At 68.7% G+C, this 22,405-nt stretch carries 21 protein-coding genes and 1 pseudogene; 20 read left to right on the top strand and 2 right to left on the bottom strand.

Going from position 1 to position 22,405, the window contains the following annotated elements; genetic code table 11:
* Positions 1–120: 120 nt before the first annotated feature.
* Positions 121–564: an MOSC domain-containing protein gene (locus tag JWN97_RS17100; protein ID WP_297625398.1), complete on the bottom strand. Its 444-nt coding sequence runs from the start codon at positions 562–564 to the stop codon at positions 121–123.
* A 174-nt stretch (positions 565–738) separates the two neighbouring features.
* Here JWN97_RS17100 and JWN97_RS17105 point away from each other — a divergent pair.
* A pseudogene (locus tag JWN97_RS17105) lies at positions 739–1,011 on the top strand (DUF664 domain-containing protein); the annotation flags it as partial.
* Here the strand turns inward: JWN97_RS17105 and JWN97_RS17110 are convergent.
* Positions 984–1,793, bottom strand: a complete 810-nt coding sequence (locus tag JWN97_RS17110) for a GntR family transcriptional regulator (protein WP_363321308.1) — start codon at positions 1,791–1,793, stop codon at positions 984–986. The pseudogene JWN97_RS17105 and the gene JWN97_RS17110 sit on opposite strands and share 28 nt — an antisense overlap.
* Before the next feature lie 172 nt (positions 1,794–1,965).
* Here JWN97_RS17110 and JWN97_RS17115 point away from each other — a divergent pair, with 172 nt between their 5' ends.
* The 19 genes from JWN97_RS17115 to JWN97_RS17205 all read left to right on the top strand — a co-directional run bounded on the left by JWN97_RS17115 (position 1,966) and on the right by JWN97_RS17205 (position 22,405).
* Positions 1,966–2,307, top strand: a complete 342-nt coding sequence (locus JWN97_RS17115; RefSeq protein WP_297625403.1) for a PaaI family thioesterase — start codon at positions 1,966–1,968, stop codon at positions 2,305–2,307.
* A 27-nt stretch (positions 2,308–2,334) separates the two neighbouring features.
* Positions 2,335–3,270, top strand: a complete 936-nt coding sequence (locus JWN97_RS17120) for an FAD binding domain-containing protein (protein ID WP_297625406.1) — start codon at positions 2,335–2,337, stop codon at positions 3,268–3,270.
* Positions 3,267–5,597: a xanthine dehydrogenase family protein molybdopterin-binding subunit gene (locus JWN97_RS17125; protein WP_297625409.1), complete on the top strand. Its 2,331-nt coding sequence runs from the start codon at positions 3,267–3,269 to the stop codon at positions 5,595–5,597. Before JWN97_RS17120 ends, JWN97_RS17125 begins: the two co-directional genes overlap by 4 nt.
* Positions 5,594–6,103, top strand: a complete 510-nt coding sequence (locus tag JWN97_RS17130) for a 2Fe-2S iron-sulfur cluster-binding protein (RefSeq protein WP_297625411.1) — start codon at positions 5,594–5,596, stop codon at positions 6,101–6,103. Before JWN97_RS17125 ends, JWN97_RS17130 begins: the two co-directional genes overlap by 4 nt.
* Entirely contained in the window at positions 6,100–7,038 is a 939-nt protein-coding gene (locus tag JWN97_RS17135) for a polysaccharide deacetylase family protein (protein WP_297625414.1), read from the top strand. The genes JWN97_RS17130 and JWN97_RS17135 overlap by 4 nt, the downstream gene beginning before the upstream one ends.
* A gap of 287 nt (positions 7,039–7,325) precedes the next feature.
* Complete coding sequence (locus tag JWN97_RS17140) at positions 7,326–7,982, top strand: hypothetical protein (protein ID WP_297625417.1); 657 nt, start codon at positions 7,326–7,328, stop codon at positions 7,980–7,982.
* Positions 7,982–8,977: an asparaginase gene (locus tag JWN97_RS17145; RefSeq protein ID WP_297625420.1), complete on the top strand. Its 996-nt coding sequence runs from the start codon at positions 7,982–7,984 to the stop codon at positions 8,975–8,977. The genes JWN97_RS17140 and JWN97_RS17145 overlap by 1 nt, the downstream gene beginning before the upstream one ends.
* 51 nt (positions 8,978–9,028) lie before the next feature.
* The gene (locus tag JWN97_RS17150) at positions 9,029–9,733 is read left to right on the top strand and encodes an SRPBCC domain-containing protein (RefSeq protein WP_297625423.1); all 705 of its coding nucleotides are present in this window, start codon (positions 9,029–9,031) and stop codon (positions 9,731–9,733) included.
* A gap of 23 nt (positions 9,734–9,756) precedes the next feature.
* On the top strand, positions 9,757–11,412 hold the full coding sequence (locus JWN97_RS17155) for a class I adenylate-forming enzyme family protein (RefSeq protein ID WP_297625425.1): 1,656 nt from the start codon (positions 9,757–9,759) through the stop codon (positions 11,410–11,412).
* Positions 11,409–12,428 (top strand): NADPH:quinone oxidoreductase family protein, encoded by a 1,020-nt coding sequence (locus JWN97_RS17160; RefSeq protein WP_297625427.1) that lies wholly within the window; start codon positions 11,409–11,411, stop codon positions 12,426–12,428. Before JWN97_RS17155 ends, JWN97_RS17160 begins: the two co-directional genes overlap by 4 nt.
* 141 nt (positions 12,429–12,569) lie before the next feature.
* On the top strand, positions 12,570–13,832 hold the full coding sequence (locus JWN97_RS17165) for an ABC transporter substrate-binding protein (RefSeq protein ID WP_297625430.1): 1,263 nt from the start codon (positions 12,570–12,572) through the stop codon (positions 13,830–13,832).
* Between the two features lie 76 nt (positions 13,833–13,908).
* Positions 13,909–14,775: a branched-chain amino acid ABC transporter permease gene (locus JWN97_RS17170; protein ID WP_297625433.1), complete on the top strand. Its 867-nt coding sequence runs from the start codon at positions 13,909–13,911 to the stop codon at positions 14,773–14,775.
* A 38-nt stretch (positions 14,776–14,813) separates the two neighbouring features.
* On the top strand, positions 14,814–15,782 hold the full coding sequence (locus tag JWN97_RS17175) for a branched-chain amino acid ABC transporter permease (RefSeq protein WP_297625436.1): 969 nt from the start codon (positions 14,814–14,816) through the stop codon (positions 15,780–15,782).
* On the top strand, positions 15,779–16,543 hold the full coding sequence (locus JWN97_RS17180; protein WP_297625439.1) for an ABC transporter ATP-binding protein: 765 nt from the start codon (positions 15,779–15,781) through the stop codon (positions 16,541–16,543). Before JWN97_RS17175 ends, JWN97_RS17180 begins: the two co-directional genes overlap by 4 nt.
* Positions 16,530–17,246: an ABC transporter ATP-binding protein gene (locus JWN97_RS17185; protein ID WP_297625442.1), complete on the top strand. Its 717-nt coding sequence runs from the start codon at positions 16,530–16,532 to the stop codon at positions 17,244–17,246. The genes JWN97_RS17180 and JWN97_RS17185 overlap by 14 nt, the downstream gene beginning before the upstream one ends.
* Positions 17,247–17,284: 38 nt before the next feature.
* Entirely contained in the window at positions 17,285–19,585 is a 2,301-nt protein-coding gene (locus JWN97_RS17190) for a xanthine dehydrogenase family protein molybdopterin-binding subunit (RefSeq protein ID WP_297625446.1), read from the top strand.
* Complete coding sequence (locus JWN97_RS17195; RefSeq protein ID WP_297625449.1) at positions 19,582–20,241, top strand: (2Fe-2S)-binding protein; 660 nt, start codon at positions 19,582–19,584, stop codon at positions 20,239–20,241. The genes JWN97_RS17190 and JWN97_RS17195 overlap by 4 nt, the downstream gene beginning before the upstream one ends.
* The gene (locus JWN97_RS17200) at positions 20,238–21,128 is read left to right on the top strand and encodes an FAD binding domain-containing protein (protein WP_297625451.1); all 891 of its coding nucleotides are present in this window, start codon (positions 20,238–20,240) and stop codon (positions 21,126–21,128) included. Before JWN97_RS17195 ends, JWN97_RS17200 begins: the two co-directional genes overlap by 4 nt.
* Positions 21,125–22,405: an SRPBCC domain-containing protein gene (locus tag JWN97_RS17205; protein ID WP_297625454.1), complete on the top strand. Its 1,281-nt coding sequence runs from the start codon at positions 21,125–21,127 to the stop codon at positions 22,403–22,405. Before JWN97_RS17200 ends, JWN97_RS17205 begins: the two co-directional genes overlap by 4 nt.

The raw sequence follows: 22,405 nt of genomic DNA on the forward strand, positions 1-22,405 counted from the left end.
CCTCCAGGTGGTGGAAGCGGTTCTTAGACAGCTCCACTCCACGCCCGGAGGTCTTCGCCTTCCAAGCTCATTCAGATCGTGTCGTCACACGATCTCGACCAACGTGCCCGATCAGTACACCTAGCCCCGGCTCGAGGTGGCCTCGTCACCGACCCGGATGGTCCCGGAGCTGAGCAGCCGGAAGACCGTGCCGCCGCGCGGGGACCGCAGTGCCTGCATCGCGCCCGGACCGAGGTCGTCGTCGAGGAGCCGGCAGGGCGCGGCGATGCGCACCACCTCGAGCTCGACGTCGCCGATCCGGAACCGGTCACCGGGCCTGGTCGGGACGGGTCCGCGGTCGAGGGTGATGTTGCGGCGGGTGAGCCCGGGGTCCACCGGTCGGCCGAGCGCCTCGGCCGCGGCGGCCAGGTCGTCGAGCGCCTGCACGGTCACGTGGCGGTGCCTGCTCCCGTGGTAGCGGTCGCCGACGAGACCCGCGCCGGCCTCGGCCTCGACCGCGTCGACGGACTTCGTCGGCAGCCGTCGGCCGGGGGCGACGTGGAGTGAGTGGACGCGAGATGGCACGTCGCGACCGTACGTCGCCTCGACAATGCGGTCGCCCCTTGTCCGGCTCCGTGGGCATGATCGACGGATGGACCACCACCTCCTGGACCCCAAGACCGCCCTCCAGCGACGCGGCCGTCGCGGACCTGCCGCTCGACGCTCGCGGCGCCGTGCCGTGGTGGCCCGAGGAGCACCGCGACGTCTCCCTGGCCCGCATCGTCGCACGTCATCAGCGACACCACCCGGCACGCCGGCCACGCCGACATCCTGCGCGAGGGCATCGACGGCGCGGCCGGCCTCGCCATCTCGTCCCCCAACCTGCCCGACCTCGACTGGCCGGCGTACGTCGCCCGGCTGCAGCAGGTGGCCGACCGGTTCCCGCAGCAGACCCTCACGACCGAATCGGCCGACGTCCGGGCGCTACCAGGGCGAGGAGTGCCTCACACCGTCGAGTCGGTCGACGCGTGATGGCCGGTCCACAGCTTGAGCCGGATGTTGCGCGACTCGGTGAAGTGCTCGGTCGCCAGACGCGAGGCCTCGTCGCCGTCTCGGTTCTCGATCGCCTCAACCAGGGCGACGTGCTGGTCGTTGCCGCGCTCCCAGCGACCCGGAAATGCAAGCGTGGTTGCCGGGTAGCGACCGAGATGCAGTCCCAGGCGGTTGAGCAGATCGATCATGGACCGGTTGTGGGTGGCCCTCCACACGGAGCGATGGAACCGGTCGTTCGCGGCGGCCATCGCCGCCGGCTCGGGTGAGCCCATGTCGATCATGGTCTGCGCAAGCTCGTGCATCTGCAACAGGTCGTGCATGGTGCGTCGCTCGGACGCCATCCGCGCCGCAGTCGCCTCGAGCGCGATGCGCGTCTCGTAGAGGTCCAAGACGTCTTCGGGGCTGTCCTCGCGCACGCTCAGTCCACGATCGGTTCGCACGACGATGCCGTCCTGCTCCAGGCGCGTGAGGGCCTCGCGGATCGGGGTGCGGCTCATCTGGCACCAGTCGGCCAGCGCCGTCTCCACAAGGGGCTCGCCGGGGCGCAGGTCCCCACTCACGATGGCTTGGCGGATCCTGTCGTAGGCGCCGCGCTGTCGCGCAGTGGATGCCCGTCCCCGCGAGGGCCCAGAGGGTGAGGTTCGTGGGCTGCTGCTCGTCGTCATGACATACCTTCCGGGATACCGAAGCTCGGTGACATCCGTCTCGGGACTCGATCGGTGGCAGTCATCGTGCTCTATGCTGTGTACGTTAGTATGCATGCCCGGTAATGTGAAGCCGTCCCATTCCGGCGCGAGCGCCGATGACTCGTCGTCCAGGTTCTCCAGGCTTGGTGCGCTCGCGCGGGACGCCGAAGGCGGGGTTTCGCCGGCCGAGGTGGTCGACGTTCCGCCCGGCTCAGCCCTCGATCTGGCGCAGGTGCAGTTGACCCGCGTGACCACGTCCTCCGCCGAGAGCCGCGCTCCCGTGTCGCGTGCGCTGCTCAACCAGCGGGGGACCGTGCAGGGCGGGGTGTACTCGGTGATCGCCGACGCGACCGCTGGCTGGGCGACCGAGGCCTTCCTCGGCAACGACTCCTACACGACCACCGCGGTCACCAGTCAGCTCGTCGGCGTGGCTGTCGAGGGCGACGTCCTGGTGACGCACGCGCACGTCGTGCACGGCGGGCGTCGCACGGTCGTGGCTTCTGCTGAGGTCTACCGCCGCCGCCCCGGCTCGAGCGACCGCCTGGTGGCGTTGGTCACCTGCCAACAGCTGGTTCTCGAGGCGTCCTGAGTTACACCCACGTCACAACTGCGCGAAATGCTTGCATGTGACGGCATTCATCTGCATACACTGACAACCCGACGACCTGAGGAGGCCCTTGTGGTGCGTGTTCTACGTCCGACAACCTTGGACGAGGCGCTCGCAGTGCTGCGCCACTCCGACGAGGACACGAAGGTTGTGGCCGGAGGCACCGCGCTGATGCTCATGATGCGCACCGGGTTGCTCTTTCCTGACACCCTCGTCTCGCTCGAAGACATCGCCGGCCTGGACTACATCAACATCGACGAGCGCGAGGTGCGACTGGGTGGTCTGACCACCCTGCGCACGATGGAACGCTCGAAGGACCTGTCGGCGGTCCTGCCGACCCTCACCCAGGCGCTCCCGCTCGTGGCCAACCATCGGGTCCGCAACCGCGCGACGATCGGCGGCAACCTGTGCGAGGCCGACTACGCCTCGGACCCGCCGTCGATCCTCGTCACGCTGGACTGCCAGGTGCGATTGCGCAGCACCCGCGGTGACCGCCTCGTCCCGCTGCGCGAGTTCCTGGTCGACTACTACGAGACCACCATCGAGCACGACGAGCTCGCCGTCGAAGTGATCATCCCGCGACCGGACGCAGGCACGCGCACCCACTACGTCAAGTACGTGAGCCGGACCTCCGAGGACCGTCCCTGCGTCGGTGTCGCAGCCTCGCTGCAGGTCATCGACGGCACATGTCGCGCCGTGAACGTCCAGGTCGCCGGAGCCACCTCCACGCCCTTCAGCGTCCCCCGAGCCCTGGCCGACTGCGTCGGACAGGCACCCACCGATGACCTGTGGGCACATGTCGCGCACGCCTTCGAGACCGAGATCGAGCCCATCGACGACGTGCGCGGTTCCTCTGCCTACCGGCGCCAGGTCACCGGCCGGCTCGTGAAGCGAACCCTGCGTGGCCTGACCCAGAACCACCCGAACGGAGCGACCCGGCTGTGAAGACACCCGCTGAGATCAACCACGACGGTGCCGTTGCGGTCGAAGCCGGCTCGGCCATCGGCAAGTCCGTCGACATGTACGCCGCCCGGTCCCGGGTCGACGGGAGCATCGACTTCGCCCTGAATGCCGAGATCCCCGGCATGCTGCACGCCGCGCTGGTGCGCAGCACCGTCCCGCACGCCGAGATCGTCTCCGTCGACGTCTCGGCGGCCCTGGAGATGGACGGCGTGGTCACCGTGATGACCGCCGCCGACTTCGAGAAGCCAGGCGCCCCGGCGCGCCACTACGGCCCCGTCATCAACGACCAGCCCGTGCTGTGCGGCCGCAAGGTCCGCTTCGTCGGCGACCCCATCGCCATCGTCGGCGCGGAGTCGGCTGAGATCGCCCGAGCCGCCGCCGAGCTCGTCGACGTGGAGTACAAGGAGCTCCCGGCCATCACCTCGGTCGACGAGGCGCTCGCCGCCGACGCCGATCTGGTCCACGACCAGCCGCCGCGGGCCCGCCGGCGCAGCTACTCCGACATCCGTCTGCTGGGTCGCGAGGGCAACGTCTGCACCAAGTTCCAGGTTCGCAAGGGCGACGTGGACGCAGCCTTCGCCGAGGCCGACCACATCATCGAGGACGTCTACTACAGCCCCGCCGTGTCTCACGTGACGATGGAGCCGCACGTCGTCCTGGCCTCCTTCAACCCTCAGGGCCTGCACGTGATGAGCAGCACCCAGGCGCCGTTCGCGGTCCGCGACACCCTGTCCGAGATGTTCGACCTCCCGTCCTCGAAGGTGCGAGTCACCGTGCCGCCGATCGGTGGCGGGTACGGCGGCAAGACGTATGCGAAGGTCGAGCCGGTGACCGCCGCGCTGGCCTGGCACAGTGGCCGGCCGGTGAAGCTCGTGCTGTCGCGGGAAGAGGAGTTCCTCACCACGACCAAGCACGCCGCACAGATCCACATGCGGTCCGCGGTCAAGTCCGACGGCACCATCACTGGACGCGACGTGACGATCTACTTCAATGGTGGCGCCTACGCCGACATCAGCCCGCGCCTCATCAAGAACGGCAGCTACAGCTGCGTCGGCCCCTACCGCATCCCGAACGTGCGCATCGACTCCTACGCCCTGTACACCAACCAGGTCCCTGCCGGTGCGTACCGTGGCTACGGCGTCTCCCAGGCCGCGTGGGGGTACGAGAGCCAGATGGACCAGATCGCCGACGCCCTCGGCATGGACCCCGTCGAGCTTCGCCACCGCAACCTGCTCAAGCCCGGCGACGAGTTCGCGACCGGCGAGATCATGAGCGAGGCCGTCTACGACGAGCTGCTCGACATGGCCGCCGAAGCCGTCGACTGGCCCGACGACGCCCGCGTCGACCTGGGCGAGGACATCGTGCGCGCCAAGGGCGTCGCGGTGATCTTGAAGTCCACCATCACCCCCTCGACCAGCCACGCCGTGGTCCGTCTCGACAACGACGGGTCGGTACACGTCTTGACGTCGTCGGTGGAGATGGGTCAGGGAGCGCACACCGTCCTGGCGCAGATCGCCGCGCAGGAGCTCGAGGTCGACATCGAGCACGTCAGCGTCAGCGCACCCGACACCGCCTACACCCCCTACGACCAGACCACCAGCTCCAGCCGCACCACCCGGGCCATGGGTGGCGCAGTCTCGAAGGCGGCCGCCGAGGTCCGCGAGCGCCTGCTCGAACGCGCCGCGGACATGTTCGACGTGTCCGCTGACAAGTTGGTCCTCAACGAGGGCAAGGTCGAGATCCGCGATGTCCTCGACAGCGGCATCTCCATCCCGGACGTGCTCGCGGAGTCCCGCACCGGCAGCATCGTGGGTCAGGGCGAGGTCATCACCGCCGGTGGCCTGGACCCGGAGACGGGTCAGGGACTGGCCAGTGACCACTGGCACCAGGGCAGCGCATCGGTCGTGCTCGACGTCGACCTCGCCACCGGGAAGATCTACCTCCGTTCGCTCTACGCCGCCGCGCTCGCCGGTCGGGTCATCAACCCGAAGCTGGCCAAGCTGCAGATGCACGGCAGCATGATCTTCGGCATCGGCCACGCCCTGTACGAGGAGCTGATCTTCGAGGACGGGCAGCTGACCAACCCGAACATGTCCGACTACGCCATCACCTCGATGGGCGACCTGCCGAAGCTCGAAGTCGGGCTGCTCGAGGAGTCGGGGGCCGCCACCATTCATGGACTGGGGGAGACCACGCTGCCTCCTGTCATCGCCGCCATCGGCAATGCCGTTGCGCGAGCCACCGGAGCCCGGGTCCGTCGGCTCCCCATCACCCCCGAGCGGGTCATCGAAGCACTGGAGGCGCTGTGAGCGGGACCGAGGAAGTCAAGGACGTCACCTGCCGGATCAACGGCGAAGAGGTGACCCTGAGCGGAGAGGCGGCAGGCTCCACGGTCGCAGCGCTGCGGGCACGTGGCCTGTACGGCGTGCGGGAGACCTGCGGGCTCGGCGTGTGCGGGACGTGCACCGTGCTCCTCGACGGAGAGCCGGTCAGCACCTGCATCCTGCCCAAGTTCGCCCTCGAGGGCCGCGACGTCGTCACTGTCGAGGGAGCCGCCACGGCCGGTGAGCTGAGCGAGCTGCAGAAGCAGTTCATCGAGTCCCAGGCGTTCCAGTGCTCCTTCTGCACGCCTGGCTTCCTCGCCAGCGCCCAGGCGCTGCTGGACCGCACGTCCGGTGAGCTCACCCGCGGCGAGGTGGAGGAGGGCTTGCAGGGACACTTGTGCCGGTGCGGCTCCTACGACGCGATCAACGACGCGATCATCGCGGTCAGCCGACGTCGGGGGGCCAGCGACCCGGACGCGGGCGTCGCATGACCTGGGCGCACGAGCGGCCGTTCGAGCCCGTCCACGACCGACTTCCCTTCCAGCCCATCACGGCCCGGTCTTCGCCGGCGTGGCCTGGCGGGGCGAGGCTGGCGGTGTGGATCGTCCCCAACGTCGAGCACTACGAGTACCTGCCGCCCGCCGGGGCGCAGGACCCCTATCCGCGCGGACCGCACCCCGACATCCGCAAGTACAGCTACCACGACTACGGCAACCGCGCCGGCTTCTGGCGGATGCTGGAGGTGCTGGACCGGTGGGAGATCCCGTGCACCACCTCACTCAACGTGGCCGTCCTGGACCACTATCCCGAGGTCGCAGAGGCGATGGTCACGCGCGGGTGGGAGTTCATGAGTCACGGTCTGTACAACACTCGCTACCTCACCGGGCTCACCCAGGACCAGGAGCGCGACTTCCTCACCGAGGTCGACGACCTCCTCTTCTCCCGCACCGGCCGACACTTCGCCGGCATGCTCGGTCCCAACATCTCGGGCAACCCGTGGACGCCCGACCTGATGGCCGAGCAGGGCATGACCTACCACGCCGACTGGGTTCACGACGAGCGACCCGCGCCGCTGCTGACCCGGTCCGGCCGACGCCTCGTCGCGCTGCCCTACACCTACTCGCTCAACGACGCACCGCTGCTGATGCGCTCGCACCGCGAAGGCGAGGCGTACACGAAGATGTGCACCGACCAGTTCGACGAGCTCTGCGAAGGTGAGGAGCACGTGGGCCGGATGATGTGCCTGTCGCTGCACCCGTTCGCGATCGGCCAACCGCACCGGGTCGAGGCGCTCAACGCCGTCCTGGCTCACCTGCGCTCGCGCGACGACGTGTGGATCGCGACCGGGTCCATGATCGCTGAGCACTACCTGAACACGGCGTTCGAGGACGACCTGTCCCAGGCCACCGGTGGGGGCGCAGCATGATCGGCGGACGTGCCACCGGGGGGTCGCGCGCCCTGAATCTCACCTCCGCGGATCGGCCAGCTCGTCCTGGCTACGACCACGGGTGGTTCCGCTATCGGCCCGTCCACACCTCCTCCGCGCCGGCGTGGCCGGGCGGACGCCCGCTCGCGGTTGCGGTCATCCTCGACGTGCGGTCAGCCGAATGGGAGCGCGTGGCACCAGCAGTTCCGGTCCCCGGAGGGCGCGGAGTCGCGCCCTATCCCGACTACCCGCGCCTGTCGCATCGCGAGTTCGGACACCGTGTCGGCGTGTGGCGCCTGAGCCAGGTGCTCGGCGAGCTGCAGATCCCCTGGACCGGCGTGCTCGACGTGATGACCGCCGAGCACTACGCCCCGGTCCGGGAGCTGGTCGTGGACCAGGCGTCCCAGATCGCAGCTGGCGGACTCAGTGCGAGTCGTCCGATCACCTCCGCGATGGTCGAGCAGGAGGAACGCGCCTATGTGAAGGCAACCCTCGAGCGGCTTGATGCAGCGCTGGGCGCGACACCGACGACGTGGATGGGGCCTGGCTGGTCCCAGTCGGCACTGACCCCCGGCATCCTGGCCGACGCGGGCGTGAGGGTCATGCTGGACTGGGGGAACGACGACGCGCCCTACCGCGTGGAGGCGGCCGCCCCGCTGTGGTCGGTGCCCGTGTCGTGGGAGCTGACCGACGTCGCTGCGATGCTCGAACGCGACGTGGAGCCGGCGGTGTACGCCGAGTCGGTCGAGCGGGCGATCGACGTGCTGGTCCGCGATGGCGCCCAGACCCCCCGCATGCTCTGCCTGCACCTGCATCCGTGGCTCAGCGGTGAGGCGTTCCGTACCCGAGCGCTGCGGCCGGTCCTGGCGCGCCTCGCCCAGCGAGACGACGTGTGGCTCGCGACACCCGAGCAGATGGTCGTGCACGCGGCCGGCGACATCTGATGTCCTCGCGCCCCCGCATCGCGCTGATCAGCACCGGTGGAACCATCGACTCCCTGGGGCACGACCGCACCGATCTGGCGTTCTACACCGAAGCGCGCTCACGTTTGCCCGAGGGGGAGCTCCTCGCCGCCGTCCCCGAGATCACCGAGGTCGCCGACATCGAGCCGGTCCCGTTCGAGCGGGTCCCCAGCTACCAGCTCTCGGTCCAGTCGTGGGCAACCCTCGTGCAGACGGTGCAGCAGCTGACGTGTGATTCCCCATGCGACGGCGTCGTCATCACCCACGGCACCAACAGCCTCGAGGAGACCGCGTTCCTGCTCAGCCTGACCGTCGACTGCCTCAAACCGGTCGTGGTCGTCGGCGCGATGCGACCGTTCAACGCACTCGCCGCGGACGGGCCGCTGAACCTGCTGCAGGCGGTGCGCCTGGCCGCCTCTCCGCACGCGCTGGGTCACGGCGTGCTGGTGGTCTCCAACGACACGATCTTCGCCGGTCGAGACGTGGCGAAGGCGACGACATTTCGTGCCGATGCGTTCACCGGCGCGGACATGGGCCCGGTAGGACACGTCGAGGCCGACGGCAGCGTAGACCTGCGGATGCGACACGACTCGAACAGCACACCCGTCTTCGACGTCGGCGACGTCGCGCGGATGCCTCGCGTGGACGTCGTGATCTCCTACGTGGGCGCAGACGGCGCCTTGATCGACGCAGCGGTGGCCGCCGGTGCGCGAGGGATCGTCTCCGCCGGCACCGGTGGGGGACGACCCACCGCCGCCGAGGACGAGGCACTCGAACGCGCCGTCCGGGCCGGGGTGGTGGTGTGCCAGTCCACCCGGGTCCCCACGGGGAAGGTGCTGCGCTCCCCGCAGATGAAGGCCGCCGGCAAGGTCGTCGCGGGCGCCCGGCCGGCATGGCAGGCGCGCATCGCGCTGGCTCTCGCGCTGACCAGGAGCCAGCAGCCGGACGAAGTCCAGACCTATCTGGACCGCCTCTGAATACAGCTGTATGCTGCGATGTACAACTGATTCCACGGAGGTGGCTGGTCCATGCAGATCGACAACGAGTTCCAGGTGCAGGCGCCCCCCGGTGAGGTGTGGGACTACCTCCAGCGCACGGAGGACGTCGTGGAGTGCATCCCCGGCGCCGCGATCCTGGAGAAGCTCAGCGAGGACGAGTACCGCGGACAGGTGACCGTCAAGCTCGGCCCGCTCGCGGTCGTCCTGCAGGGCACGGTCACCATCGATGAGCGCGACCACGACGCGCGCACGATGAAACTCACCGGACGGGCCAAGGACACCAAGGGCCGCGGCGCGACCGATGCCGGCGTCGTCGTCGACATCGTCGCCCAGGGTGAGGGCACCCAGGTGACGCTGGTGTCCGACGTCAAGGTCACCGGCAAGATCGCCCAGTTCGGGCGCGGAGTGATGAAGGACGTCAGCCAGCGCATCGCCGATGAGTTCGCCCGTAACCTCGAGGCGCGCCTGACCGGCCCCGTGGCGCCCGAGGCACAGCCGGACCCCGTTGCCGAGGAGCTGCCCGGCAGGGCGGCCACCCCGTCGCGCCCGGTCCAGGCGGCCCCGTCGGCCGCGGGCCCCCGGCACGCTGCCGCCGTCCCGGGGCAGGCTGCGCCCTCGGTGGGCGGCATCCGACTGGTCGCTGGCGCGCTCATGCGCGCTCTCGGATCGGCGATCGGCAACATCTTCCGCAAGCTGGCCAAGCCCTTCACCGGCGACAAGAGCGGACGCCGCTGATGGTCAACCGCATCCTGACGCGGTTGGACCCTGTCCAGTCAGAGGGTTACTACCGCGAGGGGCGCTGGCGCGCCGACTCGCTGTGGGACGTGTTCCAGGTCGGCGCGTACGCGCACCCGGAGCGCCCCGCGATCGTCGAGCGCGCACGTACCCACACCTACCGCGACCTGCTCGATGCGGCCGGCCGGCTGGCCGGTTGGCTGCACGAGCAGGGCCTGCGCGACGGTGACCGGGTGGCGGTGTGGCTGCCGAGCCGGGCCGAGGTCGCGGTCGCGGTCCTGGCGTGCGCCCGGTTGGGCCTGGTCTGCTGCCCCTCCCTCCACCGCGACCACACCGTCGGACAGGTCGTGGAGCTTGCCGAGCGCATGCGAGCGGCGGCGTTCATCGGCCAGCCCGGTTACGGCGCTGACGCCGAACGTCACGACATCTTCGCCGAGCTGGGCACGCTGGCCACGTCGCCGGCCACGCTGCACGTGGCGCCGCTCACCGACCCGAGCAGCCAGCCGGACCAGCCGGGGGAGCCGGGGATGTTCGCCGACCTCGCCGCGAGCCCTGCGCCGCCGGCGCACCGCACGCACGCGGACGCTGTGGTCTACCTGGCCTTCACGTCGGGCTCGACCGGTGAACCCAAGGGTGTCATGCACTCCAGCAACACGTTGCTGTCCCCAGTGCGCGCCATGGCCCGTGACTGGGCGCTCGGCGGTGACACGGTGATCTACTCGCTCTCACCGTTGAGCCACAACCTCGGCTTCGGTGCGATGCTGACGGCCTTGACGAACGGCGGAACCCTCGTCGCGCACGACCTTCCGCGTGGCGCCAGCGTCGCCGAGCGCATGGCCGAGACCGCCACCGCGTTCGCGTTCGGTGTGCCCACCCACGTCATCGACCTGCTCGGGGAGATCGAGAGGGGTCACGGGCAGGGACTGCGCCTGCGAGGGTTCCGCATCTCGGGCGCGGCCGTGTCCGAGGACGTGGTCCTGAGACTGCGCGCACGTGGAATCACACCGCAGACCGGCTACGGCATGACAGAGGCCGGCTCCCACCACTACACGCGAGCCGAGGATGCCCCCGAGCTGATCGCCGAGACCTCGGGACGCCCCTTCGAGGGCCACGAGGTCAAGATCGTCGACCGGGAGGACTCCACGCGCGAGCTGCCCGCCGGCGAGGTCGGACAGATCCTGGGCCGCGGTCCGAGCATCACCCTGGGCTACTTCGACGACCAGCGCGCCACCGAGGCCAGCATCACCGACGACGGGTGGCTGCTGACCGGTGACCTGGGGTGGCAGGACGAGAACGGCTACATCCGCATCACCGGTCGCAAGAAGGACGTCATCATCCGCGGCGGTCACAACATCTTCCCCGCACGCATCGAAGGACTGGCCGGCGGCTGCCCCGGCGTGGCGGCCGTCGCGGCCGTGTCCGTCCCCGACCCGCGTCTGGGGGAGAGGGTCTGCCTGGTCGTCACGTCCAAGGAACAGCCGCCCGCGGCCGACGACGTTCTCCAGCACCTGGACCGGGCAGGGCTGTCGAAGTACGACATGCCAGAGTTCTATGCCGTCATGGGCGCACTACCCCTGCTTCCCTCCGGCAAGGTCGACAAGCGCAAGATCGAGGCGCTCATCGCCGACAAGGCCGTCGCCATCGAACCCGTCCGATTCACCGAGGGAGCCAAGGGATGAGCGAGCGGATGCAGGCAGTTCTCATCTCCCAGTTCGCCGACCTCGACGCCGTCGAGGTCGCCGAGGTCGACCGTCCCGAACCGGGCCCCGAGGAGGTGCTCGTCGGCGTCGCGGCGGTGCCGGTGAACTACGTCGACCTGGTCACGATGCGGGGCGACTACCAGTTCAAGCCGACCCTGCCCTACATCCCGGGCAAGGGCCCGGCCGGAACGGTCCTGGCCATTGGTTCTGAGGTCACCGACGTCAAGGTCGGGGATCGTGTGCTCGCCATGGCCGAGTACGGCGGGTACGCCCAGGCGTGCGTGGTCCGGGCTGACCAGGTCTACGTCCTCCCCGAGCAGCTGAGCTTCGAAGACGCGGCGGCGATGTCGCTGGCCTTCGACACCGCCTGGATGGCCCTGGTGGATCGTGCCCGCATCGAACGCGGCGACCGTGTCCTGATCCTGGGCGCGAGCGGCGCGGTCGGCTCCGCCGCTGTGCAGCTCTCGCGTGCGCTGGGCGCTCGCCAGGTCATCGCGGGCGTGTCGCGCCCGGACAGGTTCGACGAGCTGAAGTCCTTGGGCGCGGACGACGTCGTCGACTTGTCGGAGGCACCCCTGCGCGAGACCGTGCGCTCCCGTGTCCTGGACCTCACGGACGGGCACGGCGCAGACGTGGTCATCGACATGCTCGGTGGTGACCCCTTCGACGGTGCGGTGCGCGCCGTGGCGTGGCGGGGTCGGCTGGTGATCGTCGGGTTCGCCGCGGGACGAATCCCCACGCTGAAGATGAACTACGTGATGTTGAAGAACATCGAGGTCTCCGGCGTGCAGATCAGCGACTACCGCAAGCGCACCCCGGATCTGATGCGCCGCTGCTATGCGCAGATCTTCGAGTTCACCGTCGCAGGTGCCATCGCCCCGCCGACGTACGATGCCCGCCCGCTGAGCGAGTGGCGCAGCGCCGTCGAGGACCTCTCCAACCGCGCCACGACCGCCCGGTTGCTGCTGCAGCCGCCGCCGCGGCTAGACGGCTGAACGTCGTAACACAACGGTAACGCGGACACCATTGACGTGTCGTGTACCACTGCATACAGTGGCACAACGTTGCATCCGGGGGGCACGTACCGCTGTCGCAAAGGTCACAGCGGCTTCACCCAGAACGAGGAGCTTGGTCGCATGAACCGGTTTCGCAAGAGCGTTGCACTCTCCGCCACATTGGCGCTCGCAGGTGTACTGACTGCCTGCGCAGGGGCCGACACCGGCACTGCCGGCGGGGACGACGGCGTCTTCAAGGTCGGGCTGTTGCTGCCCTCCGTCGGGCCGTTCGCCGGCATCGCCGAGGACCAGGCAGACGGCTTCCGCCACTACGTCGAGGATGTCGCCGGCGGCGAGTTCGGCGACACCGAGGTCGAGATCGTCACCGGCGACGAGGGCAACGACCCCACCATCGCGCAGGAGTCCATCCAGCGCCTCGTCGAGAAGGAGAATGTCGACGCCGTCGTGGGCGTCATCAGCAGCGCGGTGGCCTACGCCGTCGCTCCTTACATCGCCGAGTCGGGCGTGCCCACGATCTTCACCGCGACGACCGCCGACGACCTCACCCAGCGTCAGCACGCTCCCAACATGTTCCGCGTGAGCAACGCCGCCTCGCAGATCATGCTGCCGTTGGGGGAGTACGCCTGCAAGGACGCCGGCTACAAGACCGCCGCCATGGTCAGCCTCGACTACTCGTTCGGCTGGGAGGCCATGGGCGGCTTCGCCAAGGCCTACGAGGACGCGGGCTGCACCATCAAGCAGGAGCTCTACACCCCCCTGGGCACAGCCGACTGGGGTTCGGTCGCGCAGAGCATCGACAAGTCCGTCGACGTCATCATCCAGACGTCCTCGGGCTCTGACGCCGCCAAGTTCCTCCAGGCCTACCGCGACTTCGGCCTCAGCGACATCCCGATGATCGCCAATGGTTTCGGCACCGACCTCTCCACCCTTCCCGAGGCGTCGCAGCGTAAGCTCGCCACGCCCATCGAGTCGGTCATGTACTACGCCGAGGCCCTCGACACCCCTGCGAACAACGAGTTCCAGGAGGCGTTCCAGAAGAAGTACTCCTACACGCCCGGCATCTACGCCGAAGCCGCGTACGTTGCCGGCATGGTGCTCGACGCCGCCGTCGCCGACCTTGACGACATCAACTACGAGACCCTCAGCGAGGCCATCAGCGGCGTTCAGCTGGACGACGCTCCCCGCGGGGCGCTGCAGTTCGACGAGTACGGGCAGGCCAACCTCCCGGTGTACCTGCGACAGATGAAGAGCGTCGACGGCGAGTTGAAGAACACCGTCGTGAAGACGCTCGGTGAGGACCTCAGCCAGTTCTGGACCTTCGCCCCCGAAGAGGCGATGGACGAGAAGCCCTACAACGACCTCAAGGGCACCTGGGTCAACTGAGTCGACGGCCCGGGACCACCCGTAGCACGTGGTGGTCCCGGGCCGTGCTACTCGGCGACGCGAAACGGAGAATGCAATGGAGATCGAGATGGTGCTCGCACGCACCCTCAACGGCTTGTCGTACGGGGCGCTGCTGTTCTTGGTGGCCAGCGGACTCACCCTGACCTTCGGCCTCATGCGCACCCTGAACCTGGCTCACGGAGCCTTCTACCTCCTCGGCGGATACCTCGCCCTGGAAGTGCTCAACACCACCGGCAGCTACTGGGCTGGACTCGGCGCCGCCATGGTCGCCGTCGGCTTGCTGGGAATGCTGTTCGAGCGCGTCCTGCTCCACCGGTTCATCGGACGAGAGCTGCAGCAGATCATCGTCACGATCGGTCTCGCGTTCTTCCTCTCCGACCTCATGCTCGGCTACTTCGGCGGAGCCCCGAGGAACCCACCGCGTCCGCCCGGGCTGACCACCTCGCTGGAGGTCGGCGGGCTTACCTTCCCGTGGTTCCGCATCGCACTCATCGTGATCGCGCTCCTGGTCTGGTTCGGTCTGTGGTTCCTGGTCAACCGCACCCGCGCCGGCGCCCAGATCCGTGCCGCTGTCGACGACCAGGAAATGGCTCGTGCAGTCGGCATCAAGGTGCCGCTCATCTTCATGGTCGTCTTCGCCTGCGGCTCCGCACTCGCTGCGTTCGCCGGCGTGTGGGGCGGAGCCTTCACCGGCCTCGAGCCCGGCACCGAGTTCCAGATGCTGATCATGGCCCTGGTCGTGGTGGTCGTCGGGGGCCTCGGATCGGTCAACGGCGCCCTGCTGGCCGCCGCCCTGGTCGGACTGGTCGACGAGTTCGGGAAGACGCTGTTCCCCGAGTTCGCGATGTTCACCGTCTTCGCCCCGGTGGCACTGCTCCTGGCAGTCAGGCCGCAGGGCCTGTTCGGAAAGGCGAACGCATGAGCACGCTGACCCAGCCCCGCACGCGAACGGCACTCACCGTGCTCGGGCTCGCGGTGCTTTTCGCGGCCCTGTTCCTGGCGCCGTTCTTCGTCCCGCTGTACTACATGTCCATCGTGACGCGCATCGTGATCATCGGAGCGTTCGCCGTCGCGTTCAACATCGTCTTCGGCTTCGGCGGCATGCCCTCTCTGGGCCACGCAGCATTCTTCGGCCTCGGCGGATACATGATGGGTCTCGGCGTGACCCGATGGGACTGGGGCCTGGGCACCATCCTCCTCGGCGTGGTCGTCGTGGGTGCCGGGCTTGGACTCGTGCTGGGCATCTTGTGCCAGCGCGTCAACGGCATCTACCTGCTGCTCATGACGCTCGCCGTCGGACAGGCGATCTACGGACTGGTGTTCCAGAACGCCCGCATCACGGGCGGCGACATGGGCATCAGCGGAGCCTTCCGGGACGTCCTGCCCTTCGAGATCGCCTCTCGCCAGCAGTTCCACCAGTTCGCCGTCATTGTCTGCGTCGCCGTGATGGCCCTGCTGTGGTTGTTCATGGTGTCCCCGGTGGGACGCGCGATCGTCGGACTGCGCGAGAGCGAGAGCCGTATGGGCAGCCTCGGGTACAACCCCGGCATCTACAAGGCCGCTGCCTTCGTCGTCTCCGGCCTGGCATGTTCGTTCCTCGGCGCGCTGTACGCCCTGCAGCGAGGGTTCGTCGGCACCGACGGCCTCGAGTGGACCCTGAGCGCAACGGTCCTCCTGGCCGCGATCGTGGGCGGCTCACGCTACTTCCTGGGCCCGTTCGTCGGCGTCGCAGTGATCGTCGCCATCGAGGCGTTCTTCCAGGAGTACACCGAGCGGTACACCACCATCTTGGGCATCTTCTACATCCTGACCATCCTGGTCCTGCCCAACGGCATCCTCGGCATCGGACGAGGCCGCAAACCGCCGGGCGACGAACCGGCCCCCCTGGAAGACCACGCCCGACCTACCGAACGTGAGGCAGTCTCATGAGCGCCGCACCCGCCATCGCAGCCCGTGACATCAAGGTCCATTTCGGGGGCCTGAGGGTCCTGGACGGGATCGACCTCACCGTCGACAGCGGCGAACGACGCGCACTGATCGGTCCCAACGGCGCCGGGAAGACGACGCTGTTCAACGTCCTGGACGGGCACATCAAGCCCACCGCCGGCAGCGTCGAGCTCTTCGGCGAATCAGTCGGCGCCCTCAAGCCGCACCAGCGCGCCCGCAAGGGGCTGGCTCGCACCTACCAGATCACCAATCTGTTCGCCGACCTCACGGTGCGTGAGAACGTGCACCTGGCGTTGGCTGCGGTGCGCGGACTGGACCGCAACAAGTTCTGGAGCCCGCTGACCCGCATCCCCGGCGTGAAGGCCCGCGCCGAGGAGCTCCTGCGCACCTGGGAGCTGTGGGACCGGCGCAGCACCACCGTCGCCGAGCTCGCCTACGGGCAGCAGCGGGTCCTCGAGATCGTGATGGCGCTGGCCAGCAACCCCAAGGTCCTCCTGCTCGACGAACCGACCGCCGGCCTGTCCCGGCGAGACGCCGAGATCCTGGCCCAGGTCGTCGACGCCCTGCCCACCGACCTTGCCCTGCTCGTCATCGAGCACGACATGGACATCGCATTCCGACTCTGCGGCCACGTGACTGTCCTGGCAGCAGGAGCCATCCTCGAAGAGGGCAGCCCCGCACAGATCCGCAAGTCGCGTGCTGTCATCGAGACCTACCTGGGAGAACACGATGACGTTGCTTGAGTGCGAGGGACTCGACACCTACTACGGCGACAGCCAGGTGCTCCACGACACGTCGCTGAGCATCGGCCCCGGAGAACACATCGGCGTGATCGGCCGCAACGGCATGGGCAAGAGCACGTTGGTCTACACGATCATGGGCATCGTGCGCGCCCGCCGCGGACGCGTGGTGTTCAACGGCAAGGACCTCACCGGCGCGGCCCCGGAGAAGGTGGCAGCCGCCGGCATCACCCTGGTGCCCCAGGGCCGGCGCGTGTTCGGTTCCCTGAGCGTGGGGGAGAACCTGCGCGTCTCGCACGTCGACCGCGGGTCTGGGGGGTGGACCGTCGACGAGGTCTGCGACCGTCTCCCGATCCTGCGTGACCGCTGGTCCCAGCCGGCCGGTCAGATGAGCGGCGGTCAGCAGCAGATGCTCGCCCTGGGCCGTGCGCTGGTCGGCAACGGCGACCTCGTGCTCATGGACGAGCCCAGCGAGGGCCTCGACCAGCACCACCTCGCGTTGGTCGTCGACGTCGTCCATGAGCTCCGCCGACGTGGCACTGCGGTCCTGGTCGTCGAGCAGAAGCTGCGCTTCGCCCTCGACATGGTCGACGAGCTCAACGTGATGGTGCGCGGCCAGTTCGTCCAGACCATCTCCACCGAGCAGGCCCGCAACGACCCGAGCGTGCTCATGGAAGGCCTCGGCTTCGGCTCTGCCGCCGTCTGAACCACCCGCACACACCATCGAGGGTTGGAGGTAACACCGTGCTCGACGCGCGAGACCGGGTGACGGGCCGTACGCCGTACGTCATCAACCACGACCTGCCCGGCATGCTGCACTGCCAGGTCGTGCGCTCGACGCTGCCACATGCGCGGATCCTGGGGGTCGACACCTCGAGGGCATCCGCCGCGCCTGGCGTCCGAGCCGTGGTGACCGGCCAGGACCTGCTCGCGATGGACGACGTGGGGTCGCGGTTCGGTCCCGTGCTCACCGACCAGTCGGTCCTCGCCCACGACGTCGTGCGCTACGTCGGCGAACCGGTCGTGGCCGTCGTGGCCGAGACGGCCCGCGCTGCCGCCCTGGCCGCGGAGCTGGTCGAGGTGACCTACGAGGCGATGCCCGCGGTCTTCGACGCCATCGAGGCGTGCAGCGGTCAGGCGCCCAGGCTGTTCACCGAGGTGCCTGAGCGCGACCCGATGTTCGTGGACATCACCTTGCGCTCGGATCATGAACGCAACATCTGCAACACCTTCACCGTCGAGCGAGGAGACGTCGAGGCCGGTTTCGAACAGGCCGACCACGTCTTCGACGAGTGGTACGACAGCCCCGCCGTGGGGGCCGTCCCCTTGGAGACGCATGCCGTGGTGGCCGATTGGCGCCCCGACGGCGTCACCGTGTGGACCAACACCCAGACCCCGCACATCGTCCGCCGCCAGCTGGCCTTGCTGCTGCGCACCACCTTGAGCAGGGTCCGTGTCATCGTGCCCGCAGTCGGCGGGGGGTTCGGCGCCAAGGCCTACGCCGCCATCGAGCCCGTCGCCGTGCTCATGTCGAAGATCTGCCGCGCACCGGTGCGCATGCACCTTCGCCGCGACGAAGAGTTCGTCACGATGACCAAGCACGCCATGAAGGTCCGCCTGCGCACCGGCGTCACCGATCAGGGCGACATCGTCGCTCGTGAGGCCACCGCGTACTACAACGCGGGCGCCTACGCCACGATCAGCCCCCGCAAGGTGATGTTCGCCGGCTACGGCCTCAACGGCCCGTACCGGATCCCGAACGTGCGCATCAACGCTCACGCGGTCTTGACGAACACCCCGCCGGCGGGCGCGTACCGAGGCTTCGCCATCAATCAGGCCGCCTGGGCGTATGAGAACCAGATGGACACCATCGCCGAGCATCTCGGCATCGACGCCGTCGAGCTGCGTCGCCGCAACCTGCTCGTCGACGGAGACACCTTCTGCACCGGCGAACAGCTCGATCACCTCAACTTCGTCGACATGCTCGACACCGTCGCCGAGAAGATCGGGTGGGGCCAAGGTCCCGCCGTGGAACGTGACGGCGACGTCGTGCGCGCCTGGGGCGTCAGCGCGGTCATCGAGGGGACCATCACCCCCTCGACGTCCGCTGCGGCGGTGCGCGTCAACGACGACGGCAGCGTCGTGGTGTTGACCAGCTCGGTGGAGATGGGTCAAGGGATCCGGTCCGCGCTGGCCTACAACGTCGCCGAGCACCTCGGTGTGTCCACGGACGACGTGCAGGTCTCCTACGTCGACACCGACCTGACCCCCTACGACCAGCAGACCACCGCCAGCCGATCCGCGTTCTCCATGGGCGAAGCCCTGGGTCGTGCCTCCGAGGACCTCATCGACAAGATCCGCCACCTCGCCGCAGGCCTGCTCGAGGCACCTGTCGAGGAGATCGAGTTCGACCAGGGCGCGGTTCAGGTCCGGGGAGTGCCCGACACCCGCATGAACATGGGCGACGTGATCCGACGCACGATGAGCGGGGACGTGCTGGGGGAGGGCACCTTCACCACCTCCGGCGGACTGGACCCGTTCACGGGTCAAGGCATCGGTTCTGCGCACTGGCACCAGTCCATCGGCGCCGCGCAAGTCGCGGTGGACCTCGCCACCGGACGTGTCACCCTCGAGCGCTACCACGGAGCCGTGTTCGCCGGAAAGGTCATCGACCCGCTCGGCGCCCAGCATCAGTGCGAAGGTTGCCTGCTGTTCGGCGTCGGAAACGCGTTGTTCGAGGAGCTGGTCTACGCCGACGGGCAGCTGGTCAACGGAAGCCTCGCTGACTACATGGTCCCCACCTTGGAGGACCTACCACCTGAGCGCACCTTCGACCTGGTTGAGGACCCTGAGCGTGCGGAGCCGCACGGCCTCGGCGAACCGGCGCTGCCGCCCATCGCCCCCGCGATGAGCAACGCCGTCTACCGGGCCACCGGAGTGCGCGTGACCTCCCTGCCTCTCACCTCCGAACGTGTCTACCGGGCATTGCAGGACGTGAAGGCACCGGCTCCATCAACGACCGGAGCAGAAGGCGGTGTGGCATGAGCAACGACGAGGACACCCTGGTCCTTCTGCCCGACGAGGACGGCGACGTCCAGCTCACCTTGAACGTGAACGGGCACCAGCGCAAGGTCACAGCCCGCCCCACGCAGCCCCTGCTGGAAGTCCTGCGGGACGAGCTGCGTCTGCACGGCGCTCGAAGCGGCTGCGGTGTGGGAATCTGCGGTGCCTGCACCGTGCTGCGCGATGGCGCGGCCGTCAACAGCTGCCTGACCCTGGCCGGCCTGTGCGCCGACGCCGAGATCACCACCATCGAGGGCCTCGACGGCGGCGAAGACGACCTCTCGCCGGTCCAGGATGCGTTCTTGCGTCACCGTGCGTTCCAGTGCTCGTACTGCACCTCGGGGTTCATCCTCGCCCTCGAGGCACTCCTGCTCAGGAACCCTCGCCCCACTGAGAAGGACGTTCGCGACGCCTTCAGCGGTCAGGTGTGCCGGTGCGGCAGCTACACGCAGATCATGGCCGCGGCGCTGGAGTTCGTGGCCGGGGAGTCAGTCACCGAGGAGTCCGCCGCCCTGGAGTCGACCGCGGAGTCCGCGGCTGAGGAAGCGGCGGCACGTGAGTCCTCCGGTGCTTCTGTCGCCGGATCCATCGCCGATGAGCTCGTCCCGGGGGACGCGAAGGCAGGCGGAGACCAGTGACCTCACCGCCCATCTTCTTCCCCCGAACGCTGAGCGATGCCTGCGAGATCCTCGCGGACTACGACGGGCAGGCCAAGGTCGTTGCGGGGGCGACCGCCCTGTCGCTGCTCATGGGTCAGAAGCTTGTTGACCCCGAGGCGCTCGTGTCGTTGAGCAGGATCGCCGACCTCGACCAGATCACCGTCACTGAGGGGGTGGTGACCCTCGGCGCGCTCGTCAAGCACGCCGATGTCGACCGGTCCGAGGTCGTGCGGGAGCACGCGCGCGTCCTGGCGCAGTCCTTCGCCGTCGTCGGCAACCCGCGCATCCGCGCAGCCGCGACCGTGGGTGGCGTCCTCGCCGAGGCCGACTACGCCTCCGATCCGCCGGCACCCGTGGTGCTCCTCGACGGATGGGTCACGGTGGTCGGTCCGGGTGGAACCCGTGAGATCGCCGCCTCGGACTTGTTCGTCGGCTTCTACGAGACCAGCCTCGAAGCCGACGAGGTCATCTCCCACCTTCACGTTCCCGTGACGGACCCGGCCGCCTACACCTCGTACCTGAAGTACTCCTCCAGGTCGGCAGAGGACCGCCCGTGTGTCGGCGTGGCCGTGTTGGTCCACGTCGGCGTCGATGGTTCCTGCGCGGACGTGCGAGTCAGCGTCGGCGCAGCCGCGGAAGTCCCGCTGCGGTTGCGCGAGGTCGAGAAGGAGGCCGTCGGTCACGTGCTCGACGACGCCCGCATCGCCCACATCGCCCAGGCGTACGCCGATGCCCTGGACCCCATCGAGGACGTACGCGGAAGCGGTTGGTACCGCACCGAGATGACTCGAAACCTGATCTCGCGCGCCCTCGCGAACGCACGCGACACTGCGCCCCGAGCAACTGAAGCAGGAGAGAAAGAATGATCGTAGACAGGCGGATCGTCATCGACGCCGCGGCTGCCGAGACGTTCAAGCGTGTCGTCGACATCCCGTTCGTCGGCGAGTGCCTTCCCGGCGCGTCTGGCATTCGCGACGAAGGAGATGGCGTCTACGCCGGCAACTTCATCGTCAAGGTGGGGCCGGTCAAGGTGAATCTCGAGGGGACCGTCAGCATCACCGAACAAGACGCCGACGCACGCCGCGCGGTGCTGCAGATGAAGGGTTCGGACCGACGAGTCGGCGGCGAGGTCGTCGGCCGCATGGACCTCGCTGTCGAGGAGAGCGGCGATGCCGCGTCACTGCTGGTCGTACACACCGAGTTCACCATCTCGGGCAAGCTCGGCCAGTTCGGACAGGCCGTCATGCTGAAGAAGGCCGACCAGATCACTGAGGGCTTCGTCGACGAGTTCTCCCGACGCATGACCGACCTTCGCGTGGCCGCGGCCGAACAGGGTCACGTCACGGCGCCCGAGACGCCCGCGCCGGTCGGTGCCCCCGAGGCCGAGGGTGGTCCGCAGGGTCTTGCGGGACCCGTGGCGGCTGCGGTCGCGCCCGGAGTCGTTGCCCGCCCCGAGCCGGTCGTCGTGGCCCCGGTCGACATGGTCGACCCCATGCCGCTGCTGCACGCCCTGCTCGGTCTGTTGCGCCGCAGCCGGCACTTCACCCACGTCGACTCCCGTGCGGACCTGGCGGAGAAGTCCGCGGGCACCGAACCCGTGTGGGTCACTCACGAAGCCATGCGCTCCGGTGTCCGCGGAGCCGACGTCGCACCTGCGCCGGCATATGTGATCGAGGCACGCCTGGGCAGGGCCGAGGACGTGCCCGCCTTCTGGCGCGACGCCACGCGCGCAAGCCTGGACGGGGCCGCAGCCATCGCGCTGACGCCGATGGGACCTGCTGTCGCCGACGTCTCCGTGCTTGCTCGGCTCGGTTCAGCGCTCGCCCTGCACACCGGCCGCCCGGTGCTCGTCGTCGCGACGACGCCGTGGTCGCTGATGTCGGTGGCTCGAGTGGCCCAGACCGGCGTCGTGCACGGCATCGTCGCTGACACCGGTGCCATCACCTCCGCAGAGGCGACGACGTGGATGTGCCTGGCCGTCGAGGAGGTCCGGCGAGCCGGCCTCGAGTCGCCGCTGGTTGCGGGACCCAGCACGTCGCGCGCGGACGACGACGCCCTGCGCGCTGCCGGCGCGGACGGTGTCATCCGACGCCGCACGTCGCGCAACCCCGTCAGGCGAGTCGCTGCGGCTCGAAGGCGCTGA

It is taken from the genome of Nocardioides sp. (assembly GCF_025965415.1).
GTDB lineage: Bacteria > Actinomycetota > Actinomycetes > Propionibacteriales > Nocardioidaceae > Nocardioides.

Bases quoted from the DNA above. Each gene is read 5' to 3' on its own strand.
- JWN97_RS17205 (WP_297625454.1), top strand. From the start codon at position 21,125: ATGATCGTAGACAGGCGGATCGTCATCGACGCCGCGGCTGCCGAGACG.
- JWN97_RS17195 (WP_297625449.1), top strand. From the start codon at position 19,582: ATGAGCAACGACGAGGACACCCTGGTCCTTCTGCCCGACGAGGACGGC.
- JWN97_RS17160 (WP_297625427.1), top strand. From the start codon at position 11,409: ATGAGCGAGCGGATGCAGGCAGTTCTCATCTCCCAGTTCGCCGACCTC.
- JWN97_RS17135 (WP_297625414.1), top strand. From the start codon at position 6,100: ATGACCTGGGCGCACGAGCGGCCGTTCGAGCCCGTCCACGACCGACTT.
- JWN97_RS17120 (WP_297625406.1), top strand. From the start codon at position 2,335: ATGCTTGCATGTGACGGCATTCATCTGCATACACTGACAACCCGACGA.
- JWN97_RS17170 (WP_297625433.1), top strand. From the start codon at position 13,909: ATGGAGATCGAGATGGTGCTCGCACGCACCCTCAACGGCTTGTCGTAC.
- JWN97_RS17110 (WP_363321308.1), bottom strand. From the start codon at position 1,793: ATGCATACTAACGTACACAGCATAGAGCACGATGACTGCCACCGATCG.
- JWN97_RS17180 (WP_297625439.1), top strand. From the start codon at position 15,779: ATGAGCGCCGCACCCGCCATCGCAGCCCGTGACATCAAGGTCCATTTC.
- JWN97_RS17165 (WP_297625430.1), top strand. From the start codon at position 12,570: ATGAACCGGTTTCGCAAGAGCGTTGCACTCTCCGCCACATTGGCGCTC.
- JWN97_RS17185 (WP_297625442.1), top strand. From the start codon at position 16,530: ATGACGTTGCTTGAGTGCGAGGGACTCGACACCTACTACGGCGACAGC.
- JWN97_RS17150 (WP_297625423.1), top strand. From the start codon at position 9,029: ATGCAGATCGACAACGAGTTCCAGGTGCAGGCGCCCCCCGGTGAGGTG.
- JWN97_RS17145 (WP_297625420.1), top strand. From the start codon at position 7,982: ATGTCCTCGCGCCCCCGCATCGCGCTGATCAGCACCGGTGGAACCATC.